Annotated in this window: 19 protein-coding genes and 1 pseudogene; 15 read left to right on the top strand and 5 right to left on the bottom strand. The window is 59.8% G+C overall.

Annotated elements, in window-relative coordinates; genetic code table 11:
- From ASC96_RS16135 to ASC96_RS16120, 4 genes are all read right to left on the bottom strand, one after another.
- Positions 1-671: electron transfer flavoprotein subunit alpha/FixB family protein (locus ASC96_RS16135; RefSeq protein ID WP_060504156.1), on the bottom strand; the 671-nt coding region annotated here is incomplete at its 3' end.
- 27 nt (positions 672-698) lie between these two features.
- A complete protein-coding gene (locus ASC96_RS16130; RefSeq protein WP_060504155.1) occupies positions 699-1448 on the bottom strand; it encodes an electron transfer flavoprotein subunit beta/FixA family protein in 750 nt (249 codons plus the stop codon).
- Positions 1449-1489: 41 nt separating this feature from the next.
- Positions 1490-2095 carry a dimethylsulfonioproprionate lyase family protein gene (locus ASC96_RS16125; protein WP_060504154.1) on the bottom strand — a complete coding sequence of 202 codons (606 nt, stop codon included), beginning with the start codon at positions 2093-2095 and terminating at the stop codon, positions 1490-1492.
- 2 nt (positions 2096-2097) lie between these two features.
- Positions 2098-4134: an NADH:flavin oxidoreductase gene (locus ASC96_RS16120; RefSeq protein ID WP_060504153.1), complete on the bottom strand. Its 2037-nt coding sequence runs from the start codon at positions 4132-4134 to the stop codon at positions 2098-2100.
- 145 nt (positions 4135-4279) lie between these two features.
- Between ASC96_RS16120 and ASC96_RS16115 the strand changes: the two genes are divergently transcribed.
- The 7 genes from ASC96_RS16115 (at position 4280) to ASC96_RS16085 (ending at position 11935) form a co-directional block, all read left to right on the top strand.
- The gene (locus tag ASC96_RS16115) at positions 4280-4909 is read left to right on the top strand and encodes a TetR/AcrR family transcriptional regulator (protein WP_060504152.1); all 630 of its coding nucleotides are present in this window, start codon (positions 4280-4282) and stop codon (positions 4907-4909) included.
- Between the two features lie 7 nt (positions 4910-4916).
- Entirely contained in the window at positions 4917-5717 is an 801-nt protein-coding gene (locus ASC96_RS16110) for a pyrroline-5-carboxylate reductase dimerization domain-containing protein (RefSeq protein WP_244482087.1), read from the top strand.
- A 67-nt stretch (positions 5718-5784) separates the two neighbouring features.
- A complete protein-coding gene (locus ASC96_RS16105) occupies positions 5785-6786 on the top strand; it encodes an ABC transporter substrate-binding protein (RefSeq protein ID WP_060504151.1) in 1002 nt (333 codons plus the stop codon).
- A gap of 133 nt (positions 6787-6919) precedes the next feature.
- Complete coding sequence (locus tag ASC96_RS16100) at positions 6920-7807, top strand: proline/glycine betaine ABC transporter permease (RefSeq protein WP_060504150.1); 888 nt, start codon at positions 6920-6922, stop codon at positions 7805-7807.
- Entirely contained in the window at positions 7800-8906 is a 1107-nt protein-coding gene (locus ASC96_RS16095) for a glycine betaine/L-proline ABC transporter ATP-binding protein (RefSeq protein WP_060504149.1), read from the top strand. The genes ASC96_RS16100 and ASC96_RS16095 overlap by 8 nt, the downstream gene beginning before the upstream one ends.
- A gap of 25 nt (positions 8907-8931) precedes the next feature.
- On the top strand, positions 8932-10917 hold the full coding sequence (locus tag ASC96_RS16090) for an FAD-dependent oxidoreductase (protein ID WP_060504148.1): 1986 nt from the start codon (positions 8932-8934) through the stop codon (positions 10915-10917).
- Position 10918: 1 nt separating this feature from the next.
- Complete coding sequence (locus ASC96_RS16085) at positions 10919-11935, top strand: Ldh family oxidoreductase (RefSeq protein WP_060504147.1); 1017 nt, start codon at positions 10919-10921, stop codon at positions 11933-11935.
- Between the two features lie 26 nt (positions 11936-11961).
- Here the strand turns inward: ASC96_RS16085 and ASC96_RS16080 are convergent, their stop codons facing one another.
- Entirely contained in the window at positions 11962-12840 is an 879-nt protein-coding gene (locus ASC96_RS16080; protein WP_060504170.1) for a LysR family transcriptional regulator, read from the bottom strand.
- A gap of 124 nt (positions 12841-12964) precedes the next feature.
- On the opposite strand from ASC96_RS16080, the gene ASC96_RS16075 reads away from it, so the two are divergent.
- The 8 genes and pseudogenes from ASC96_RS16075 to ASC96_RS16035 all read left to right on the top strand — a co-directional run bounded on the left by ASC96_RS16075 (position 12965) and on the right by ASC96_RS16035 (position 22535).
- On the top strand, positions 12965-14203 hold the full coding sequence (locus ASC96_RS16075; RefSeq protein WP_060504169.1) for an aromatic ring-hydroxylating dioxygenase subunit alpha: 1239 nt from the start codon (positions 12965-12967) through the stop codon (positions 14201-14203).
- A 5-nt stretch (positions 14204-14208) separates the two neighbouring features.
- A complete protein-coding gene (locus ASC96_RS16070; protein WP_060504146.1) occupies positions 14209-15270 on the top strand; it encodes a hybrid-cluster NAD(P)-dependent oxidoreductase in 1062 nt (353 codons plus the stop codon).
- 623 nt (positions 15271-15893) lie between these two features.
- A complete protein-coding gene (locus ASC96_RS16065; RefSeq protein ID WP_060504145.1) occupies positions 15894-16640 on the top strand; it encodes a GntR family transcriptional regulator in 747 nt (248 codons plus the stop codon).
- 72 nt (positions 16641-16712) lie between these two features.
- Positions 16713-18262: pseudogene (locus tag ASC96_RS33360) on the top strand (putative N-acetylmannosamine-6-phosphate 2-epimerase).
- Positions 18263-18274: 12 nt separating this feature from the next.
- Positions 18275-19603: an extracellular solute-binding protein gene (locus tag ASC96_RS16050; RefSeq protein ID WP_060504143.1), complete on the top strand. Its 1329-nt coding sequence runs from the start codon at positions 18275-18277 to the stop codon at positions 19601-19603.
- A gap of 144 nt (positions 19604-19747) precedes the next feature.
- The gene (locus tag ASC96_RS16045) at positions 19748-20629 is read left to right on the top strand and encodes a sugar ABC transporter permease (RefSeq protein WP_060504142.1); all 882 of its coding nucleotides are present in this window, start codon (positions 19748-19750) and stop codon (positions 20627-20629) included.
- Complete coding sequence (locus ASC96_RS16040) at positions 20626-21447, top strand: carbohydrate ABC transporter permease (protein ID WP_060504141.1); 822 nt, start codon at positions 20626-20628, stop codon at positions 21445-21447. The genes ASC96_RS16045 and ASC96_RS16040 overlap by 4 nt, the downstream gene beginning before the upstream one ends.
- A 20-nt stretch (positions 21448-21467) precedes the next feature.
- Positions 21468-22535 carry an ABC transporter ATP-binding protein gene (locus tag ASC96_RS16035; protein ID WP_060504140.1) on the top strand — a complete coding sequence of 356 codons (1068 nt, stop codon included), beginning with the start codon at positions 21468-21470 and terminating at the stop codon, positions 22533-22535.
- Positions 22536-22921: the final 386 nt, after the last annotated feature.

The raw sequence follows: 22921 nt of genomic DNA, 5'->3' as shown, positions 1-22921 counted from the left end.
ACGGCGGCACCGAGCTTGTCGGCGACAGGCAGGATGACCTCCTGGAACTTTTCCGAGGAGCCGAGTGCGCGGCCGCCGGAAATGATGATCTTGGCCGACGTCAGTTCCGGACGGTCCGACGAGGACAGGGCGTCCTTGACGAAGGTCGACAGGCCCGGATTGGCAGCCGCCGAAATGGTCTCGACCGATGCCGAGCCGCCTTCGGCTGCCGAGGCAAACGAGGCCGTGCGCACTGTGATSACCTTCTTGGCTTCACCGGACTGMACCGTCTGGATGGCGTTGCCGGCATAGATCGGCCGCTTGAACGTATCGGCCGAAACCACTTCGGTGATTTCCGAGATCTGGGCAATGTCGAGCAGGGCTGCAACGCGCGGCAGAACGTTCTTKCCGGTCGAGGTGGCGGCCGAGATGATGGTGTCGTAGGAACCGGCCAGCGACACGATCAGGGCTGCCAGCGGTTCGGCCAGATTRTTGGCAAGATCGCTGCTGTCTGCGAGCAGCACCTTGGAAACGCCGGTGAGCTTGGCAGCTGCATCGGCTGCAGCCTTGGCACCCGAGCCTGCCACCAGCACATGCACGTCGCCACCAATCTTGGCAGCAGCCGTCAGCGCCTTGGCGGTCTGGTCGGAAAGCGTTGCATTGTCGTGGTCAGCCAGAAGAAGAATGGCCATGATGTTAGTCTCCTTATTCTGGATGTCTTAAAGGACGCCGGCTTCGTTCTTGAGCTTGTCRACCARCTCGGCAACCGTCTTGACCTTGATGCCRGCCTTGCGGCCCGAGGGCTCCTCGGTCTTCAGAACTTTCAGACGCGGTGCGGTGTCAACGCCGAAATCGGCCGGGCTCTTCTTGTCGAGCGGYTTTTTCTTRGCCTTCATGATGTTCGGCAGCGAGGCATAACGCGGCTCGTTCAGGCGCAGGTCGGTGGTCACCACCGCTGGCAGCTTGATCTCGATGGTCTGCAGACCGCCATCGACTTCGCGGGTTACCGCAGCCTTGCCGTCACCGAGTTCGATCTTCGAGGCAAACGTGCCCTGGGCCCAGCCGAGCAGCGCCGACAGCATCTGGCCGGTCTGGTTGCTATCGTCATCGATCGCCTGCTTGCCGACGATGATCAGGCCGGGCTGTTCGGCTTCCGCCACGCCCTTGATGATCTTGGCGACGGCCAAAGGCTCGACCGCATCGTCGGTCTCGACCAGGATTGCCCGGTCGGCGCCCATGGCAAGAGCGGTGCGCAACGTTTCCTCGGCCTTGGCCGGACCGACGGAGACGACGACCACTTCCTCGACCTTGCCGGCTTCCTTCAGCCGCAGCGCTTCCTCGACCGAGATTTCGTCGAATGGGTTCATCGACATCTTCACATTGGCAAGCTCGATCCCCGTGCCATCCGGCTTCACCCGGATCTTCACGTTGTAATCGACGACACGCTTGACGGTGACCAGAACTTTCATCGTCATTTTCCTTCCTCGGCCCATCAGTCCGGCTTCTTTCTTCACTGTTTCGTCTGGTCTGGCAGCAAGGCCCAGAACGCGAAGAGCGGCTTGTCACCCGATCGCATAGCGTGGCGAATGCCCGGTGGATTGTAAAAGGAACCGCCGATACCAGGCGAAAACCAGCCGGAATCGCCATGTAGAAACTCACCATCGGACAAGACGAGATATGTCTCTTCCGGCGCGTGATCGTGATCCGGATAGCGCACGTTCGGCGCCATCAGGCTTGCACCGAACCATACATCCCGACGGTCTTCGAACCCGCCTGGGCCGATGATCATCGTGTTCGCGTGGCTCATCAGGAAGTTTTCGCTCGCGGTATCGTCGTAGGTAGGGCGCCACTTCCATTCGAGAGAGGGCTCCAATGCCTTGAACCGCTCGATAAATACATCGAGCGCCGTCCGACCGGTCTCCACCGCAAAAGCCTCCTCCAGATATCTCCGGCATACAGGAAGGCGCTTACCGATATCTGGTCGCGAGGGCTGGGGCGCTTCCAGAGTGGCAAAAATGTGCGTGATAGATTCGCGAGCGCGAAGATCCTGCGCGCACTGGTCATAAGCCACAAAGGCAGCGTCAAGGAAGCCCTGCAATGCATCGCTTCGCACCATCGTCAGATATCCTTAGCGAGGCGCAGCGCGTCAAAGATCGCGGCATGTGTGTTGCGAGCTGCGACCGCATCGCCGATGCGGAAGAGCTGGTAGCTGCCGCCAGGGTTGCGCTCAGTGGTCTGGGGCGAGCCGGACAGAAGCTCGTCATAGGAGATTTCACCGCCGTTTTTTGAGCCAGGCTTGAGCTCGAAATAAAGATCATCCAGCGGAATGGTGCCGTGGTTGACGACGATTTGATCGACGGTGCGCTGCTTGGAAACTCCGCCATAGTCGCTGCCGACATGGGCGATGATCTGATTGCCGCTCTTTTCTGCCGCATCCAGGCGGTAGGTGACGGTGAACGTCGTGTCGAGTTTCTGCAGCGAGCGCATATAGGGCACCAAATTCATCGCCATGACCTCCGGGGCGAAAGCGCGGTCCGGCGTCATGATCTCAACCTTGCCGCCCGCCTTGGCGATGAACTCGGCCGCCTGCAGCCCTGCATGATCGCCGGCATCATCATAGACAAGCACATTTGTGCCGGGCTTCACGTCGCCCGAGATGATGTCCCATGAAGACACGACCAGCTCATTGCCACTGCTAAGGACATCCGTGTGCGGCAGGCCGCCCGTTGCGATGATCACGACATCGGGGTTTTCCGCGGTAATCGCATTGGCGTCCGCCCAGGTGTTGAAGTGAAAGGTCACGTCGAGCTTTTCGCACTGGCTCATGCGCCAGTCGATGATGCCGATCATTTCGCGGCGGCGCTCACTCTGCGCCGTCAGGCGGATCTGGCCGCCGGGATTGTTCGCGGCCTCGAAGACCACGACCTCGTGCCCGCGCTCGGCGGAGACACGCGCCGCCTCCAGACCCGCCGGGCCTGCGCCGACGATCAAGACCTTCTTGCGCACATCCGCCTTGGGGATGTTATGCGGCATGGTCTCCTCACGGCCGGTAGCCGCATTGTGGATGCAAAACGCAAGACCGCCCTGGTAGATACGATCGAGACAGTAGTTCGCGCCGACACAGGGGCGAATGTCGTCCTCGCGCTTTTCAATAATCTTGCGCAGGATATGTGGATCGGTCATGTGGGCGCGGGTCATGCCGATCATGTCGACCTTGCCGGCGGCGATCGCATGGCGTGCGGTGGCGACATCTTGGATCTTCGCCGCATGGAAGGTCGGGAACTTGGTTGCGGCCCGAACATCGCCGGCAAAATCCAGATGCGGCGCGCTCGCCATGCCTTGGATCGGGATGACATCCGTCAGGCCCGGGTCCGTGTCGATATGGCCGCGAATGACGTTGAGATAGTCGATCAGGCCGCTTTCCTTGAGACGGCGGGAGATTTCCAGACCTTCGGCCTTTCCGGTCCCGCCGGGAAGACATTCATCGGCCGTATAGCGTACGCCGAGGATAAAGTCGTCGCCGACACGCTCGCGCATTGCCTTGAACACGTCGAAACAGAAACGCATGCGATTGTCGAGCGAGCCGCCATAGGGGCCATCAAGCTCGTTGGTAAGCGGCGAGGTGAACTGGTCGATCAGATGGCCATAGGCCTCCAGTTCGACACCGTCCATTCCGCCCGCCTTCATGCGTTCGGCCGCATCCGCAAAATCCTTGATGATGCGCTCGATGTCCCAATCTTCCACCTTCTTGGGAAACGCTCGGTGCGCTGCCTCGCGATGATGCGACGGTGCGATGACGGGCAGCCAATCGCCCTTGTCCCAGCGCGTACGGCGGCCGAGATGAGTGAGCTGGATCATGATCGCCGCGCCCTCTTCATGCACGGCGTCGGTCATCTTTCGGATCCACGGAACGATCTCATCCTTGTAGGCGAGCAGGTTGTTGAAGACCGGCGGACTGTCCCTCGAGACGGCGGCCGAACCCGCCGTCATGGTCAACGCCACCCCGCCCCTTGCGCGCTCCACGGTATAGGCACGGTAGCGGCCCTTCGGCATGCCATCCTCCGGATAGGCCGGTTCGTGCGAGGTGACGATAATACGGTTGCGGAGGGTCAGATGCTTGAGCTGGTAGGGCTGAAGCAGAGGATCGTTCGACATGCGCCGGGCTCCGGTTTAAGGAATTTCAGGAAACGGTACGCGGGAATGTACATATGTGTCAATGATCAAAACACTTCAGATCAAAAGATAGACAGTCATGTACATTTTGCTTGCGGCCGCAGGCGGGATTTGTTAGGAGGCATTCATGGAACAGACGACAAGCGACAGCGGCTGGCGCGGCTCCCAGGAAGGATGGCTGCAAGCCGCATACGACTCTCTGCTCGAGTCCGGCGTGGATTCGGTGAAGATCATGCCGCTCGCTAAACGGCTCAATCTTTCCCGGACCAGCTTTTACTGGTTCTTCAAGGATCGAGAGGAATTGCTCGATGCACTGATCTCGCGGTGGAGGGAGAAGAACACCGGCAACCTGGTCAAGCAATCCGAGGCCTATGCGGAATCGCTCGCCGAAGCGATGCTGAACGTCTTCGACTGCTGGCTGAACAAGGAGCTGTTTGACTCGCAATTCGAGTTTGCCGTGCGCAGCTGGGCCCTGCAATCGCCGGACACACTGGCGGAGGTGCAAATGGCTGACCAGACGCGCATGGAGGCGATCAGCCGCATGTTCATGCGGTTCGGGTATGAAGTGGCCCAGGCCGACGTTCGCGCGAGAACAACCTATCTGGTCCAGATCGGATACATCTCTATGCAGGCGCAGGAAAACCTCGCACTGCGCATGAAACGCATACCGGAATACATCGCCATTTATACCGGACAGGTTCCGCATCAGCGCGAACTCGACCGCTTCTTCGCAAGGCATCAATACAAACCGGAGTGAGTCGAAGGTGGAAACAGACAAGGTTTTGAGGATCGGCGTGATCGGCGGCGGCGGATGGCTTGGCTCCGCTATTGCCGAAGCGGTCCTCGCCTCCGGCATCGCAAAACCTCAGGATCTCGCCCTTTCCTACCGCAGCACGCGTCCGGATCGTTTCCCCGACGCATTCTGGACCTCGGACAACCAGGCCCTCGCCGACCGCTCGAACGTCATTATTCTCTCCGTCCGCCCGGCCGATTGGATCGACCTCAGGGTCGAAGCCGAGGGCAGGCTCGTCATCTCCGTCATGGCCGGCATACGCCTTACAGCGCTTGGCGAACGGCATCGGACTCTCCGCGCCGTACGCACATTGCCGAATGCGGCTGCGCAGGTCCGCAAGTCCTATACGCCGTGGATTGCCACAAAGGATGTCAGCGATACCGACCGCGCTGTTGTCCGGGCAATTTTCGACGCCTGCGGTGTGCAGGACGAGGTAAGGACCGAGGCGGAGATCGATTATCTGACCGGCCTTACCGGGTCGGGCCCGGCTTTTCCGGCCTTACTTGCCGAGGCCATGATGGCAGATGCCGTCGCCCACGGCCTCGACCGTCAGGTCGCTCAACGGGCTGTCAACACGGTGCTTATCGGCACCGGTCGCCTGCTGGAACAGCGCGACGACTGTCCCACCGAAACGGTCCAGACCTTCCGCGACTATCGCGGCACGACGGCCGCCGCGATGGAGGAAATGCTTTCGGCGGGCTTCGGCAGCGCCGTGACACGCGGGCTTGCCGCCGCCTTCAAGAAATCGGTCCGCATGGGGGAACCTTCCTAGCGCCGTCAAGAGCGGGTGTCGCGGCGCCCCGCTCCCAAAAACCAAGCCGCATGCAGAGGGAACGATAATGAAGAAACTGCTTGCATCGACCTGCCTCTTCCTGGGAACCGTCGCCGGCTCTGCGATGGCCCAAGCCGCCGAGTGCGGCGACATCACCATCGCCAGCATGAACTGGCAGAGTGCCGAGGTGATTTCTAACCTCGACAAGATCATCCTCAACGAAGGCTATGGCTGCAACGCCGAGATCACCATCGGCGACACGGTCCCGACCATTACCTCGATGGCCGAAAAGGGCGAGCCGGATATCGCACCGGAAGCCTGGATCGACCTGCTGCCTGACGTGGTCAAGAAGGGTACCGACGAAGGCCGTATCATCAAGGTCGGTTCGCCGCTGCCCGATGGCGGCGTGCAGGGTTGGTGGATCCCCAAATACTTCGCCGACGCGCACCCGGACATCAAAACGATCCCCGATCTCCTGAAGCATCCGGACCTGATCAAGGACCCGGAAGATCCGAGCAAGGGCGCAATCTTTAACGGCCCGCAGGGCTGGGGTGGCACGGTCGTTACCGCGCAACTCTACAAGGCGTTCGAGGCGGAGAAGGCGGGTTGGAGCCTGATCGATACGGGCTCGGCCGCCGGTCTCGACGGCTCGATTGCCAAGGCCTATGAGCGCAAGGAAGGCTGGGTCGGATATTACTGGGCGCCAACCGCCCTCCTCGGCAAATACGAAATGGTGCAGCTCGAAGCTGGCGTTCCCTACGACCAGGCGGAATGGAAGCGTTGCGTGACCATCGCGGACTGCACGGATCCCAAGCCGAGCGCTTGGCCGGTCGATACGATCGTAACGCTGGTCGCCAAGCCCTTCTCCGAAAAGGCTGGCCCCGAGGTCATGGACTATCTGGCTAAACGCTCCTGGAGCAACCAGACTCTCGGCCAGCTAATGGCGTGGATGACCGACAACCAGGCTAGCGGCGAGGATGGCGCCAAGCACTTTCTAGAGGAGAACAAGGACATCTGGACAAAGTGGGTATCGCCGGAAGCGGCCGCTAAGATCGAGGCTGCGCTCTAAACCTTGTTCGATGGCCGCGACTGGCGGCCTTCGCAGAACCGGTGCGATGTGTGCTCGCACATATCGCACCTCACCTGGCGACATACCAAGAACAAGAGGACGTGGCCCGACCTCTTTCCGGATGGGGAACCGAATGGACTGGTTTTATAAATTTCCGCATATGGACGACAACGCGCTCCGTGACCTGAAAAAGGCCATCGATGACGGCTTTCGCGGCTTTACCCGAAGCTATGGCGAGCTGATCGAGGGCCTGTTTACGCCTCTGCAGCACTTCCTGATCGCCTCGGAGCGTTTCATGCTCAAGACCCCTTGGCCAATTATCACGCTGCTTATCCTCGCTATCGCCTATGCCGCGACGCGCAGCCTGCGCATCGCCGCCGGCTGTCTCGTCACCCTCATGATCATCGGTTACCTTGACATGTGGGAGGACACGATGCGGACGATCTCGATGATCTTCGTCTGCACGGTGCTGTCGATCGCCATCGGCATACCCATCGGCATCCTCATGGCACGCTCCGACCGATTGCAGCGTATCGTCAACCCAGTACTTGACGTGATGCAGACCATGCCGAGCTTCGTCTATCTCATTCCGGTCGTCATGCTGCTCGGCATTGGTAAGGTGCCGGGCCTCATTGCTGTCGTCATCTATGCCATCCCGCCGATGATCCGCCTCACGGACCTAGGCATCCGCCTTGTCGACAAGGATGTGCTGGAAGCCGCCGACGCCTTCGGCGCTGACCACAAGCAGAAGCTCTTCAAGGTCCAGCTTCCCCTAGCGCTGCCCACGATTATGGCCGGCATCAACCAGACGATCATGATGGCGCTCGCCATGGTCGTTATCGCCTCGATGATCGGCGTGCAGGGTCTCGGCCAGCCGGTGCTGAAGGCCATCGCCAACCAGTACTTCACGCTCGGAATGTTCAACGGTCTCGCCATCGTCGGTATTGCCATCATGTTTGACCGCGTCAGCCAGGCCTATGGGAAGCGCCTCCAGAAACACCGGGAGATCGTCCATGGCTGATCAGGTCTTCGGCGGCATCCAAGTCCGCCATCTCTACAAAATCTTCGGACCCAATGCGGCCAGCCACGTTGAGGCCGTCAAGAACGGCCTCACCAAGGCCGAGCTCAACGCCCAATACGGCCATGTACTCGGCCTACGCGATATCAACATCGAAATGCCCTCCGGTTCGATCCAGGTCATCATGGGCCTTTCCGGCTCCGGCAAATCGACGCTGATCCGCCACATTAACCGGCTGATCGACCCGACGGCCGGGGAGGTTCTTGTCGACGGCATCGACGTCGTGAAAATGCCGGAGGCCGAACTGCGCGAATTCCGCCGCCATCAGACGGCGATGGTGTTCCAGAAGTTCGCACTTCTGCCGCACCGCACGGTGCTCGACAATACGATCTTCGGCCTCGAAATCCAGGGCGTACCGCGCCAGAAGAGCCTCGACACAGCCATGCGTTGGCTGGAACGTGTCGGGCTCAAAGGGTTCGAGGAAAAGTATCCCAACCAGCTCTCCGGAGGCATGCAGCAGCGCGTTGGCCTTGCGCGTGCCCTCGCCAATGATGCGCCTGTCCTCCTGATGGATGAGGCTTATTCGGCGCTCGACCCATTGATCCGCGTGGACATGCAATCGGTACTTTTGGATCTCCAGAAGGAGATCAAGAAGACCGTCGTCTTCATCACCCACGATCTTGACGAGGCGCTACGGCTCGGCGATCAGATTGCCATCCTGCGCGACGGCGAGGTCATTCAGCAGGGCACCAGCCAAGAAATCGTGCTGCGCCCCGCTGATGACTATGTCGCCAACTTCGTCAAGGAAGTGAACCGCGGACGGGTCGTTCATGTAAAAGCGGTCATGAGCCCGCTTCGTGCAACAGCGACAACGGCCGGAGCAGCTATTGCCGCCGACGTTACGATCGAAGACGCCGTGCGTACTCTTGCCACGGCACCCGAGGGCGACATCACCGTCATCGATGCAGCTGGCAATCCGCTTGGTACCGTGACCTTCCGTCAATTGGCGAGCGCAATGGTCAATGCACACGACAGCGGCCACCGGGTTGATCTTAGCAGAGCCGAAGATAGTGCCGGCCCTGCCACCTCGGCATCCCAATAGTCATTTCTAGGTTCGGAATTCAGCGATGTCGAAAAAATTCCCCCGCCTTTTCTCACCGCTGAGGCTACGTTCCCGGATGCTGAAAAACAGGATCGTCTTCGGTGCGCACACTGCCAACATGGCCGTCGAAGGCCTCCCGACCGAACGCCATGCCGCCTATTATGAGGAGCGCGCGATCGGTGGCGCGGCTATGATCGTCGTCGAGCCCATGCCGGTGCACGCCGCCGCCGTGCTCACCCGGGGTAATTTCCGTCACTCAGACGATGCTGTCATTCCTCATTTCCGAAGGGTGGTCGAGGCCATCAAGCGGCACGGTACCATCGCGATCCAGCAACTCTACCATGTCGGCGCGCATGGCGATTCCGACAATTCCTTCCACCCCCACTGGTCGCCCTCTGGCGGGCCGAGCTATCACGACAGCGACGGCTCGCACCCGATGAGCAAGGCCGAAATCCACGAGACGATTGACGGTTTCGTGGCGGCTGCGCGTCGATGTCACGACGCCGGTTTCGACGGAGTCGAGGTCTGGGCTGCCTATCTCGGCTTGGTCGACCAGTTCTGGACGCCTTGGTGCAACCGGCGCGAGGATGAATGGGGCGGCTCGCTGGAAAACCGGACGCGCATGTCACGCGAAATCCTGTCGCGCATCCGTGACGTCTGCGGCCCCGACTTCATCATCGGTCTTGCCGTCTCCGACGAGCCGGATGTGAAGGTTGCCCTTCAGAGCGACGAACTCGCCGAGATCGTTAAGCTGCATGACGATCTCGGCCTGATTGACTACGTCACCTGCGGCTCGGGTGGCTATCTCGATTTCTATAAGCTGATGCCGACCTTCCTCTACCCGGAAAAGCTCGGCGCGGACCTAGCTTTTGTACTGAAGGGCGTCGTCAAGAAGGCTGTAGTCATCGCCGAAAGCCATATTCGCACCCCTGACAATGCCGAAACGGTGCTTGGCGAAGGCGCGGCGGATCTCGTCTCCATCGTGCGTGGCCAGATCGCCGACCCGCATCTCGCCATTAAGGCCGGCGAGGACCGGCCGGACGATATCCGAGGCTGCATTTCCTGCAACCAGATGTGCTGGGGGCGCCGCTCCCGCGATTACTGGATTAGCTGCCTGATCAACCCTTCCGTCGGCCGCGAGGTCGAATGGGGCGGCGACCGTTTCCGTAAGACCGACGAGCCGAAACGCGTGCTGGTGATCGGTGGGGGCCCGGCCGGGCTAGAGGCCGCCCGTGTCGCCGCCGAGCGCGGTCATCGGGTGACGCTTACGGAAGCCGCCACGCGCCTCGGCGGCAATTTTCTTCTGGCCGGCATGCAGCCACGACGGGCGCAGATTCTCGATCTCATCGCCTGGTATGAACGCCAGCTCGAAAAGCTGGGCATCGAGGTTCGCCTCAACAGCTATATGGACGCCGAGGAGATCGATCCTTCCGAGTTCGACATCGTGATTGCCGCGACCGGCTCTTATCCGCCCGAGACCGGTTTTCAGAAGGCGTTGCCGGCGGTGGAAACCATGCCCGGGATCGAGAAAGGCAATGTCTTCACGGTGGAAGCCGTTATGGCGCGGCAGGCCCGGCCGGGCAGACACGTGCTGCTACTCGACGAAGGTGGTGGCTGGCGCGGTGGTGGCACGGCCTGGAAACTTTCCGAGGAAGGCCATCAGGTGACGATCCTCACGCCAGACCCCTTCGTCGGCAAGGAACTACAGCGAGCCGCAGCAGACGTGCCGATGCGCCAGACGCTGCGAAAGCTCGGCGTCGACTGGATCGTAGAAGCCAGCATCACCGAATGGCACGGCAACGGCGCGACCATCATCGACCACAGTACCGGTAGGCATCGCTTCATAGAGGCAGACACGCTCGTCACCGCGACCACGAACGTTGCGATGGACTGGCTGATGCCGGGGCTTCGGGAACGAGGCATAGCGACACACCAAATCGGCGATTGCGCCGCGCCACGGCAGGCGCCGTATGCGTTTTTCGAGGGCCGCAAGGCCGGATTGGCGATTTGACATGGCAGACGAAATCGAAATTGAGCAGAAGGAAATTGAAGAACTGGCGTTAAAGGCTTGCCGCGGCGCCGGGGCCGACGAAGCGAGCGCGCAGGCTCTCGTAGATGCGACGCTGTCGGCAGCGCGCTTCGGCCCAGCGACACTCGGCTTTCCGCATATGGTGGATTACCTGAACAGCTTTCGCGAAGGCCGCATCAACTGTGCACCCGTACCGACACTCACCCGGCCGTATCCCGCCATGCTCGTCTCCGACGCCGACGGCGGCGTCGCCCAACTGGGCTTCGACCTTGCCTTTAGCGATATCGTCGACGCGGCGCGAAGCTTCGGCATCGCGATGTTTACCCAGACCAACAGCTACACGGCCGGCGAACTCGGTTACTTTGTGCGTCGTCTCGCAAAGGTAGGGCTTGTCGGATTGGCGGCAACCAACGCCAACGCCATGGTCGTGTCGAAACCCGGTGGCCCTTCCGTCTTCAGTACCAATCCCATGGCCTTCGGTTTTCCACTAGGCGAGACATCACTGCCCTTGATCATCGACCAGGCCTCCAGCGCGACGGCCTTCGTCAATATCGTTGCCGCTGCGGCCGAAGGACGCCCAATTCCCAAGGGCTGGGCCTTGGACACGAACGGCGCCGACACGGAGGATCCGGAAAAAGCTCTTGGCGGGGCCTTGCTTCCCTTCGGCGGGCGTAAGGGCGCAAACGTCGCCCTGCTTGTGGAAATGCTATCGGCAGGCCTTTCCGGCGGGCCATGGTCAATCGATACGGCGGATTTTCGCTCTGGCAGTACGCGTCCGGCGGTCGGGCTGACCGTGCTGGCCATGATGCCAGGCCCTCCCGAACATGGGCGCGTCGCCCGTGCCCACGCGCAGACCCGTCGGCTCGCGGGGCTCGATGTCTATATTCCTGGCATCAGCAAGTCTGAATTTCCGCCATCTCACACGAAGAAGTTGATGATCCCGGCCGCGATCTATGAGGCCATTCACGCATTTGCAGCTGGCCGTTCCCATCCCAAATAGGGTGATGAGACGCGAAGCCATCTTACCTATGTGGTCTTGACCAGCCAGTCGACGAATACGCGAGACTGAGCGGTCGCCCTCGCATGGATTTTCAAATGGAAGGGCACTGGCGAGGAGACGGATTCGGGCACTAAGGGAACAAGCCGTCGAGCGTCCAGCACGCTTTTCACCAGCCTGTCCCAGCCGAGCACCGCTCCAACATCGTCCTGGGCCGCCTGGAGGGCGATCATATAGTTGTTCACGTAGAAACTCCGCCCCTTCGGCGCCGCGCATCCCAGCGACCGTAGCCAGTCGGTCCAGGTCGTCCAGCCGTTTTCCTCATTGCTCATATGGATAAGCGGAACCTTGAGCAGGTCCTCGACGCTCGCGATGCGGTATTGCTCGGCGAAGGCCGTCGTTCCCAGCGCGACAATGCGATCCTGAAAGAGGATGCGGTGCTCAAGGCCGCTTTCATCCGGATCGCCGTAATGAATACTGAGGTCGCAGGGCCCGCTGACGCCCGGAATATCGCTGATAATCTGGGAGACAGTCACAGCCGGATAGATTTTCCAGAAGGCGGAGATCTTTGGTGTAAGCCAGAGGGAACTCACCGCTGTCGTCGTGCGGATCGTCACGTCGACTGTGTCGCGGCGCTCGCGCATTTGCGCGACGGTCTCCGATATTGCCTCGAAGCCGCGCCGGATCGAGAGAAACAGGAACGCTCCCTTTTCCGTAAGTTCAACGCCGCGGCTGCGGCGGATGAACAGGCTGCAGCCGAGGTCCATCTCGAGCGCTTTGATTTGGTGGCTGATGGCCGCCGGCGTCACATTCATTTCCTGCGCAGCGTCCTTGAAACTCGCCTTGCGCGCGGCGGCTTCGAAACAGGCAAGAGCCGTCAGGGAGGGAAGATCATATGGTCTTTGCATGGCGTCACCCGATCGTTTCGACATTAGATCATCTAATCTCACATCAAAAAAAATGCCGTTGTCAATTGGCCTTGGCGCAAAGACAATTCCTGTCAGTTAAACCCTCGGAATGTGGACATTCGCCATGACAGCCTCCTCGCCATTCATCCACGATCTTTTGGCTCGCCGCCTTCCGGGCCACGCGCTCGAACAGGCCTTTTACACCTCACCAACTGTCTATGATCTCGACCTGGAGCACCTCTTTTACCGAGAATGGCTCTATGCCGCGCCAGCATGTCAGCTCGCGAAAGCTGGAAGCTATGTAACCATGCGGGTCGGAGCCTATGAGGTGATCATCGTGCGCGGCCGCGACGGCGAAATCCGCGCCTTCCACAATTCCTGCCGGCATCGCGGTTCGCTCATCTGCAAGTCCAAGCAGGGACAGGTGGCCAAACTCGTCTGTCCCTATCACCAGTGGACCTATGAACTCGACGGCAAGCTGATCTGGGCGAATGACATGGGAGCCGATTTTGATGCTTCGAGACACGGCCTTAGACCGGTGAACCTGCACAATCTCGAAGGGCTGATCTATATCTGCCTATCGCAGACGCCGCCCGATTTCGACGCCTTCGCTGAGCTCGCGCGCCCCTACCTCGCCATTCATGACCTTACTGATGCCAAGGTCGCCTACACCTCGACGATCGTAGAGAAGGCGAACTGGAAGCTGGTCTGGGAAAACAATCGGGAATGCTATCATTGTAGCAGCAACCATCCCGCTCTCTGTCGCTCGTTCCCGCTGGACCCCGATGTCGCCGGGGTTTCGCCGGATGGTTCTGTTTCGGCCGTGCTGCAGGCGCATTTCGATCGCTGCGAAGCCTCCGGCGCGACATCAGGTTTTCGCATTTCCGACGACGGGCAGTATCGTTTTGCCCGCATGCCGCTCCAGGAAAAGGCGCTAAGCTATACGATGGACGGCAAGGCCGCCGTTGGCCGGAATCTCGGTCGCGTTCGTTTGCCGGATGCAGGCACGCTTCTGAAATTCCACTACCCGAGCACCTGGAACCATTTCCTGCCGGATCATTCGCTGACTTTCCGGGTGACGCCGATCAGCCCGATGGAGACGGAAGTCACTACGACGTGGCTTGTTCACAAGGACGCCGTCGAGGGTGTCGACTACGACCGCAACCGCCTCACCGAGGTCTGGATCGCGACCAACGACGAGGACCGGGAAATCGTCGAGACGAACCAGCGGGGCATTCTCTCACCCGCCTATATTCCTGGCCCCTATTCGCCAAACCAGGAAAGCGGCGTCATCCAGTTCGTCGATTGGTATGCCACGTGGCTCGAACGTTCGTTGGCGCCGATGCGGCAAGCCGCGGAGTAAACGCCATGAGCGTCTTCAAGAACCTCGCCTTCTGGACCGACGCGGAAATGATCGAATGCGTGACGCGCACGCCAGAAGCACCCGACGTTGTGACCTTCAGCTTCCAGAGCCCTTCCGGCGCACTGTTCAACCATGATCCGGGGCAGTTCGTCACGCTGGAACTGCCCGTACCCGGCGGGCCGCTCTACAGGACTTATACTATATCGTCCTCGCCGTCGCGGCCAACGGCCCTGACGATCACCGTCAAGGCCCAGCGCGCCTCCCTCGGCACACGCTGGATGCTTGACAATCTGCACAAGGGCATGAAGGTCCGGGCGATCGGCCCAGCCGGCAAATTTTCGATCGCCCATCACCCGGCTGACAAGTACCTCTTCATCTCGGCCGGATCAGGCATTACACCGATGGTGGCGATGACGACGTGGATGTACGATTCCGGGCGCGAACCGGATATCGTTTTCATCAATTGTGCGCGCCGCCCATCGGAGATCATCTTGCGTGAGCGGATGGAACTGATGGCGTCGCGCATCGTCGGCATCGACCTGAAATGGGTCGTGGAAGAGGCGGATCCTTTCCGCCCCTGGACAGGGTATCGGGGCATCTTCAACCAGATCATGCTTGGCCTTATGGCGCAGGATTATCTTGACCGAGAGGTCTTCTGTTGCGGGCCCGAGCCTTTCATGCGCGCCGTTCGAGAAGCCTTGGCCGCCCTCGGCTACGACATGAACCGCTACCATCAGGAGAGTTTTTCGGCCGAACCTGCAAATGCCGAAGACGTCCCCGCTGATGTGGTTCCCGATGCGCAGAACCGGGCCGAAATCGAGTTTGCATTCTCGGGCATCACCGCGAAATGTAGCGAAACGGACACCATCCTCGCGGCGGCGAAATCCGCTGGACTGTTCATTCCTTCGGGGTGCTCCATGGGAATTTGCGGCACCTGCAAGATCCGCAAGACGGACGGACAGGTCCATATGGTTCACAATGGCGGCATCACAGATGAGGACATCGAGGACAGCTACATCCTCGCCTGTTGCTCCAAGCCTATCGGCCGTGTGAGTGTGGAGGCCTGAGGAGAGAGTTTCATCAAGTTCGCTCACTGTCTCTTCGTCAGAGAACCTTTAGAACAAGCTTAGATGAAGCGATGATAAGGCTACTCGCTGACATCGATGTTCCTGCGGACAGAACGGTACAGGTCCCTACCGTCAAAGGATTGGGCCCGTGTCACCGGGTTTGATCGAGGGCATACAGTCTGTCCGTTGAGATGGGCCTTCCTTGCCGCTACCCCATGACGACCAGCTATACGAGATCATTCTCGAGCAGACGGGCGGCTCGCCGACGGGTCGCCCGACGGGGCGGGCCTGCTAAAGGCTGGGCCAGACTCCGCGTTAGGGAAAGGCGCCTTTGGTGCAACTGGACAAACGTTCACACTTTCTCGAACAGACAGGAACTCTCGGCCCCCTATTAACTTTGCCACCAACGAGCACGCACCACATCAGGTAGCACCGGCGTTCGCCTGACCAGCGATCGGGCAAAAGCGTCGCCAAGGCGTGACCTTTCCAAGCAGTGGGTTCGTCGCCAGCGGTGCCGGGCCAAACAGGCAAAATACCGCGAACTGGTCGCGGCAGAACAATACCAGTTTACCTATTAAAAAAAATTTTGCATAAGGAAGCTCTCTCTTAAGCGAGTGCTTCGATTGAGCGATCTAGCGGTTCTAACCCTTCTCACAAAAGCTCTGGCCAGCGAAAGTGGCGAGCCGCTTTACCGCAGGCTTGAAGATGCGATCAAGGCGGCGATCGGGACAGCACATATCAAGCGGGGCGCCGTCATCCCCAGTGAACGCGCCTTGTGTGCGGCTCTCGACATTTCTCGGGTGACAGTACGCAAGGCCATAGACAATCTGGTTTCCGACGGTTTTCTCGATCGTCGCCAAGGTGCCAAAACTGTCGTTTCATCGCGTCTCGAAAAATCGCTTGCTACCATGACCAGCTTTTCGGAGGATATGCGCTCCCGTGGTCTGGAGCCCGGTTGCGTATGGATTTCGCGTGATATTTCGCGGCCTTCGCCCGCCGAAATGATGGCTCTGGGGATTTCAGGCAGCGAAAAGGTCGTGCGGCTCAAGCGTTTGCGCACAGCCGACAATACCCCCATCGCGATCGAAATCGCGACCTTACCGGCACGTTTCGTGCCCAACCCGCAGGCCATCCAGGCCTCTCTCTATGAATATCTGGAAGCCAACGGCGCGCTTCCCGTGCGCGCGCTCCAGCGGATGCAGGCAAAGCCCGCCAGCGAGGAGGAGCGCCATCTTCTCGGCACCCCTGAAGCTGCCAGTCTGCTAATCATGGAGCGGCGCTGCTTTCTTGCTGACGGCCAGATCGTTGAGTTCACGCAAACGAAATATCGCGGCGACGTGTACGATTTCGTCATTGAGCTTATGCGGTAATACCAGTTAGAGTCCTGTTGCAATCTGGTCTTGTCCTGCTACCGTGATCACACAACAGGAGAGCCGGACGTGCTGCTTGATATGCAAGCCTTAAAAAATGGACTAATCGTATCGTGTCAGCCGGTAAAAGGTGGCGCGATGGACACTGCCGCGATGGTCGTCGGCTTCGGCTTGGCGGCATTGGATGGCGGTGCGGCGGGGCTCCGCATCGAGTCGGCTAACTATGTCCGCGCCGTCCGTGCGGCAACCGACAAGCCGATTATCGGATTGGTCAAGCGCGACCTCGATGACACGCAGGTGCGCATTACGCCATGGATCGAGGATGTCGATGCATTGGTAGCAGCCGGTGCAGATATCATCGCCTATGACGCAACCAAGCGCATCCGTCCGGTCGACACCAAGACGCTGATCGACCGTATCCACGCACATGGCCGCATCGCGATGGCCGATTGTTCTATTCTGGCGGATGCCGAACGGGCACTGGCCGAGGGCGCCGAGATCGTCGGCACCACACTAGCCGGATATACCGGACCGGTCGAACCCACGGAGCCCGATTTCGCGCTGATCGCGGCGTCTTCGAAGCTTACGCCTCATGTCATCGCTGAAGGTAACGTCCGCACACCCGAGCAAGCTTCGAAAGCCCTTGCAAGTGGCGCCTTCACGGTGGTGGTTGGCTCCGCGATCACGCGCCCGGAACACGTCACCTCCTGGTTCCGCGCCGCGCTCGATGACACCCTCGCTTCGGTCGGAGCATGACCCGCATGATCGACCAGGATACTGTTCTCGCACTCGACATAGGCGGCACCAAGATGCTTGCCGCACTGGTGCGCGGACGCGTTGTCCTGGATAACCACAAGGTCCCGACACCCCGCGGCGGCAATCCCAAACAGTGGCTTGAAGCGCTGTTTGCAGCCATCACTTCGTGGCAAGGCAGTTACGCGATAGCGGGCGCGGCCGTCACCGGCATTGTCGATCAAGGCTTCTGGTCGGCGCTCAACCGCAACACGCTTGACCTCCCGGATCGCTTTCCTCTTGCAGAAACGGTCGCACGCCTTTCTGGAGTGCCGGTTCTCGCCGCTAACGATGCGCAGGCAGCAGCCTGGGGCGAATTCCGTTTCGGCGCTGGCCAGAACGAAGACATGGTGTTTCTTACCATCTCAACCGGCATCGGCGGTGGCATCGTCGTCAACGGCAAACCGATGTTGGGCCTTGCCGGCCATTTCGGGCAGTTCCGCGTCGCCGAGGATGTAGCCGGGACGCTGGAAGATCAGGTTTCAGGTCATTGGATAGCCGGCCAGGCCCAGGATCATCACGCAGGCGCGACCGCGCGGGATGTTTTCGAAGCTGCAGCCGCTGGCAAGACGTGGGCCATGAACATAATCGGCGCATCGGCACGCCAGACCGCCCAGCTTTGCCGCAATATCCATTTTGCACTCGATCCGCCGCGCATTGTCATCGGCGGCGGTATCGGGCTAGCGCCCACCTATCTCGACACCGTCCGGCAGGCACTCGAAGGCCTGCCGCCGCGGCTCACACCAAAAATCCACGCCGCCGCTCTTGGGGAAAGTGCCGGCGTCGTGGGGATCGCCGATCTTGCAAAAATCACCAGAAAAATCAAATAGAGGAGAACTAAAATGACATTGACGACGATCAGGAAAGGCAGCCTTCTGGCAGTTGCCATCGCCAGCCTTCTGGCAAGCTCCGCATTCGCCAAAGTGACCGTGCTCGGTTGGCCGGGCGGACCTGAAGAGACAGCGCTGCGGGCCGTGACCGACGTCTATAATGGGAGACCAGATGTCACTGAAAACGACAAGGTCGAGCTTTTGTTCTTCAACCGCGATGGTTTCTGGGACAAGCTCCAGTCCGACCTCGCTGCCGGTTCCAAGGCTTTCGACGTCAATCTGCTTGCAACCTATTCCATCGGCCGATACGCGCCGTTCATGGAGCCGGTCGAACTTTCGGACGAGGCGGCCTCGGTCTACGGCGAATCCGTGCTCAAGACCATGCAATACGAAGGCAAGCAGTTTGGTGTTCCGACCGACCTTTCGATGCACTTCATGTACTATCGCAAGGACCTGGTCGAGGCCCTCATGAAGGACGACGCCGCAAAGGCGAAGTATGCCGAAATTTCTGAAAAGCACCTTGGCAAGAAGCTCGAACCGAAGAGCCCGGACGAATGGACATGGGATGACTACGCCGCAACCGCGCTGTATTTCACCCAGGCCATCAATCCTGACAGCCCGACGCGATACGGCACCGTTCTGCAGCTGAAGAACCTTCTGTTCAACATGATGGTGTTCCAGTCGTTGCCGCGTGCCTACGGCGGCAATTGGATGGATGAGAGCGGCAAGATCACGGTCAATTCCGATGCCTATCGCAAGGGGCTGGAGACCTACAAGCTGCTCTACGATGCCGGGGCGACGCCTAGCGATTCACTATCGTACGAGTTTGCCGAAGCGAATGCCGCCTATACGTCGGGCCAGGTTGCCGCGATGATGCAGTGGAATGCTGCCGCATCCGACCTGACCAACAAGGAAAAGTCGCCGACGGTCGCCGACGTCACGGAAACGGTTGCTCCGCCCGCTGGCCCCGAAGGTCGCTTCACCCACATTCATGGCCTTGGTTTCGGTCTCAACAAGAACGCCGAAAACAAGGCCGGTGGCCAGGCCTTCATCAAATGGCTTTCGTCGAAAGAAGCTGCTTTGACCTACGCCCGGAACAACGGCGCGCCAGCGCTGACGCCAGAAGTCGTCACCGAAGTCGCGAAAGAACGCCCCGATCTCGTCAAGCTCGGCGAGTTCGCGTCTAAATACGGCTACGTCATGAACGGCGGCACCGCTGCAAAGGCGCTGTCTGTCTACGAACTTCAGGCCAAGGAATTCACCGGTTATTGGTCCGGCCAACAGTCGCTGGACGATGCACTTGCCAATACCGAAAAGGGCATGACTGAGCTGCTCAAGTAGCGGCTTTGCTGGCGGCGGCTTGATCGCCGCCAGCATCTACCGCAAGAACCGGCGCAGCGACGACGGGCCGACAAGCAATCTCCTAACCGAACGGACATGCCGGATGAACGCCTACCCAGTTGCTACAGGAAGGACAGCGGTTCGATGAACACGCAGCGCGCCCATTCTTCGGAGTTTCGGCTGCTGGCCATGCCGCTCGTCCTGTTTCTGCTGGTCTTCCTCGGCTTTCCGGCAATCGTCAACCTGATCTATTCCGTCTCCGACGTATCGTTCGAGACGCTGCGCCAGCCCAAGATCACCGGTGTGTCGAATTTTGCTGCGGTCTGGAACGACAGAGCCTTCTGGCAGGCCAGCTGGTTTTCATTGCGCTTCGGAGCGCTGACCGCGCTGCTCGAATGCACGCTCGGGCTGATCCTTGCCATATTTCTGTCGCCGCTGATCGAACGACGCAGCTGGCTAATGGCGATCCTGATGCTGCCTCTGATGGTGGCGCCGGCGTTGGTCGGCCTGATGTATCGTCTCGTGCTGCACGAATTCGCGGGGCCGGTGCCTTATTATCTCTGGGCCTGGTTCGGCACCAGTGTTTCCTTCCTCGGCCCCACCTCCGCATTCTGGACGCTGATCGTCGTGGAAACCTTGCAGTGGACACCGTTTGCCCTGCTGTTGTTCTATATGGCCTATCGGGCGATCCCTACAGAGATCGTCGAGGCATCCGCGATGGATGGAGCCCGGCGGTGGCATCTGTTGTGGTACATCGAATTGCCATTGATGGCTCCGACGATTGTCGTTGCCCTTCTCATCCGTTTTATCGATGGCTTCCGTGTTTTCGATAACGTCTACGTTCTGACAGGCAGTGGCCCCGGCGGCTCCACAGCCTCGCTATCGATCTATATCTACGAGGCCTTCTTCAAGCAGGGCGCCATCGGCAAGGCAGTAGCTGCGTCCGTGATCCTGTTCGCCGTCTCCTTCGCCGTCCTCTACGGCCTCAATTTCATTGCCAGCCGTCGAAAGGGAGCACTCACATGATCAATGCTCTTCGCTGGCTCGTCTTCGCCCTTGCCGCCTTTGCGATGAATTTTCCGATTCTGGTGACGCTTGTCACCTCCTTAAAGAGCACGCGCGAACTGTCAACCAATCCCGGACTATGGGTGCAGGCGCCGACACTCGACAATTATCTCGCGGTGTTCCAAGTGTCCGATAGGTTGAACATCTTCCTCTACTTGTTCAACAGCATGACGGTTGCCTTCATCGGCACCACGTTAGCGGTTGTTCTTGCCCTCCCGGCAGCATATGCAATTGCCCGGGGCCGGCTCGGCGAACGTACGCTTTTGCCCTTTATCGTCAATTTGCGCGCCGTGCCGCTGATCATCTTTGCCATCCCACTCTATATGATGTTCCAGTGGTTGGCGCTTCTGGACACCCGCCTTGGCCTCGGTCTGATCCTGTCCATCGTCAACCTGCCACTGGCCCTCGTCATCCTGGTCAACGCCATCCGCGACCTGCCTAAGGAACTCGACGAAGCGGCCCTGATGGATGGCGCCAGCCGTACGCAGATTCTTCTCCGTGTCATTGCGCCTGTCTGCCGCCCGGCCATTGTCACCAGCCTGATCTTTGGCTTCATCACCGCATGGAACGAATTCCTGTTTGGCTTGATGTTGACCACCTCGAAGGCAGTGCCGATCACCGTTGGCGCTTCATTCTTCTTCGCTGCCAGTGGAGGCGGCGTGCAATGGGGCGTCGCCTCAGCCGTTATGATCGTCGGCGCATTGCCGCCGGTGCTGCTCGGTCTCATCATGTATCGCCAGATCAGCGGGTCGATGACGGCCGGCGCAGTCAAGGGCTGATCTTATTTCAGGAGATTACCATGGGTAAGATTTCGCTGCGCAAGGCAGGCAAGCAATATGGCACTGTCGAGATCATCAGGGATCTCGACCTGGAGATCGCCGACGGCGAATTCGTGGTCATCGTCGGTCCTTCCGGCTGCGGCAAGTCCACCTTATTGCGGATGATCGCAGGCTTGGAGGCGACGACCGCCGGCCAGATCATCATCGACGGACGCGACGTGACCGAGGCCCTGCCGGTGGAGCGCAAGCTCGCCATGGTGTTCCAGTCCTATGCGCTCTACCCCCACATGACCGTTCGCCAGAACATGGGTTTTGGCCTGAAACTCGCCAAGCTCTCGAGCGGCGCGATCAAGACAAAGGTGGATGCGGCAGCCGATACGTTGAAATTGACTCCGCTTCTCGATCGCTACCCGAAGGAACTTTCCGGCGGCCAGCGCCAGCGTGTTGCCATCGGCCGGGCGATCGTGCGCGAACCGGTCGGCTTCCTGTTCGACGAACCACTGTCAAATCTGGATGCCGCCCTTCGCGTGGATATGCGGCTCGAGATTGCCAAGCTTCACCGCACGCTCGGCGCCACCATGATCTACGTCACCCACGATCAGGTCGAGGCCATGACGCTGGCGGATCGCATCGTCGTGTTGAAAGACGGCCGCGTCATGCAGCAGGGTACGCCATACGAACTGTACGAAAATCCCGCCAATCTTTTCGTCGCCCAATTCATCGGCAGCCCCAAGATGAACATTCTGGCCTGCAAGCGAAATGGGGATGGCCAGCTTGATCTCTCAGGTCAAGGGTTCCTGAAGATGCCGTTAAGGAGCGACGCGGCGCCCGTGCAGCTCGGCGCGCGTCCCGAGCATCTGTCGCTGGTTGCCCCGGAAAACGGGCACTGCCGGGGAACGGTCGAAGCCCGCGAGTATCTTGGCGGCACCACCTCGGTGTTTGTGCGCAATCCTGAACTCGGGCTAATCAATGTCAGCGCACCTGCGGACACGGGGTTTGGCATCGGCGAGACGGTAGGCATCCATATCGACAATGTCCGTTTGTCGCTGTTCGATGCAGCCGGAGCCGCTGTCATTGCTTCACGGTGAAACGCCGTCTTCGATAGCAATTGCCACCCGCGTTGAAGGGATATGAACCACCGACCGTCGCTAACAGCGGCTTCAGACCGTTGCGAACGTCAACAGCAATAGCACTCGCCTGAGATTCATCCTTCGTTCACGTCTACCGTATGTTTTCGAACAGCTCTTGTTTCGGCCCCGCAATCAGGACGAGCCCTGCATGGACGGCCCGTTTATCGAAATGCCGCCCTTGGCGGCGCCATTCAATGAGCGCTCTGTACCTCAACGCCTTCCGATCTGTCCCACCGTCAAACGCCCTGCCCGCAGCGCGTCTGGCTGCGCATACGGATTAAAGCTTGCGTTGTTTCAGGTGCATAACCCACATTAGGCAATCTACATTATTGATCCGCTTGCAT

Source organism: Rhizobium sp. Root1204, assembly GCF_001424965.1.
Lineage (GTDB): Bacteria > Pseudomonadota > Alphaproteobacteria > Rhizobiales > Rhizobiaceae > Pararhizobium.
Note: the sequence above shows the minus strand (reverse complement) of the source record. Positions and strands in the feature narration are given on the sequence as shown.

Excerpts from the sequence above, each read along its gene's own strand:
- ASC96_RS16050 (WP_060504143.1), top strand. The coding sequence starts at position 18,275 with ATGACATTGACGACGATCAGGAAAGGCAGCCTTCTGGCAGTTGCCATC.
- ASC96_RS16080 (WP_060504170.1), bottom strand. The coding sequence starts at position 12,840 with ATGCAAAGACCATATGATCTTCCCTCCCTGACGGCTCTTGCCTGTTTC.
- ASC96_RS16105 (WP_060504151.1), top strand. The coding sequence starts at position 5,785 with ATGAAGAAACTGCTTGCATCGACCTGCCTCTTCCTGGGAACCGTCGCC.
- ASC96_RS16120 (WP_060504153.1), bottom strand. The coding sequence starts at position 4,134 with ATGTCGAACGATCCTCTGCTTCAGCCCTACCAGCTCAAGCATCTGACC.
- ASC96_RS16070 (WP_060504146.1), top strand. The coding sequence starts at position 14,209 with ATGAGCGTCTTCAAGAACCTCGCCTTCTGGACCGACGCGGAAATGATC.
- ASC96_RS16125 (WP_060504154.1), bottom strand. The coding sequence starts at position 2,095 with ATGGTGCGAAGCGATGCATTGCAGGGCTTCCTTGACGCTGCCTTTGTG.
- ASC96_RS16035 (WP_060504140.1), top strand. The coding sequence starts at position 21,468 with ATGGGTAAGATTTCGCTGCGCAAGGCAGGCAAGCAATATGGCACTGTC.
- ASC96_RS16045 (WP_060504142.1), top strand. The coding sequence starts at position 19,748 with ATGAACACGCAGCGCGCCCATTCTTCGGAGTTTCGGCTGCTGGCCATG.
- ASC96_RS16100 (WP_060504150.1), top strand. The coding sequence starts at position 6,920 with ATGGACTGGTTTTATAAATTTCCGCATATGGACGACAACGCGCTCCGT.
- ASC96_RS16075 (WP_060504169.1), top strand. The coding sequence starts at position 12,965 with ATGACAGCCTCCTCGCCATTCATCCACGATCTTTTGGCTCGCCGCCTT.
- ASC96_RS16090 (WP_060504148.1), top strand. The coding sequence starts at position 8,932 with ATGTCGAAAAAATTCCCCCGCCTTTTCTCACCGCTGAGGCTACGTTCC.
- ASC96_RS16085 (WP_060504147.1), top strand. The coding sequence starts at position 10,919 with ATGGCAGACGAAATCGAAATTGAGCAGAAGGAAATTGAAGAACTGGCG.
- ASC96_RS16115 (WP_060504152.1), top strand. The coding sequence starts at position 4,280 with ATGGAACAGACGACAAGCGACAGCGGCTGGCGCGGCTCCCAGGAAGGA.
- ASC96_RS16095 (WP_060504149.1), top strand. The coding sequence starts at position 7,800 with ATGGCTGATCAGGTCTTCGGCGGCATCCAAGTCCGCCATCTCTACAAA.
- ASC96_RS16040 (WP_060504141.1), top strand. The coding sequence starts at position 20,626 with ATGATCAATGCTCTTCGCTGGCTCGTCTTCGCCCTTGCCGCCTTTGCG.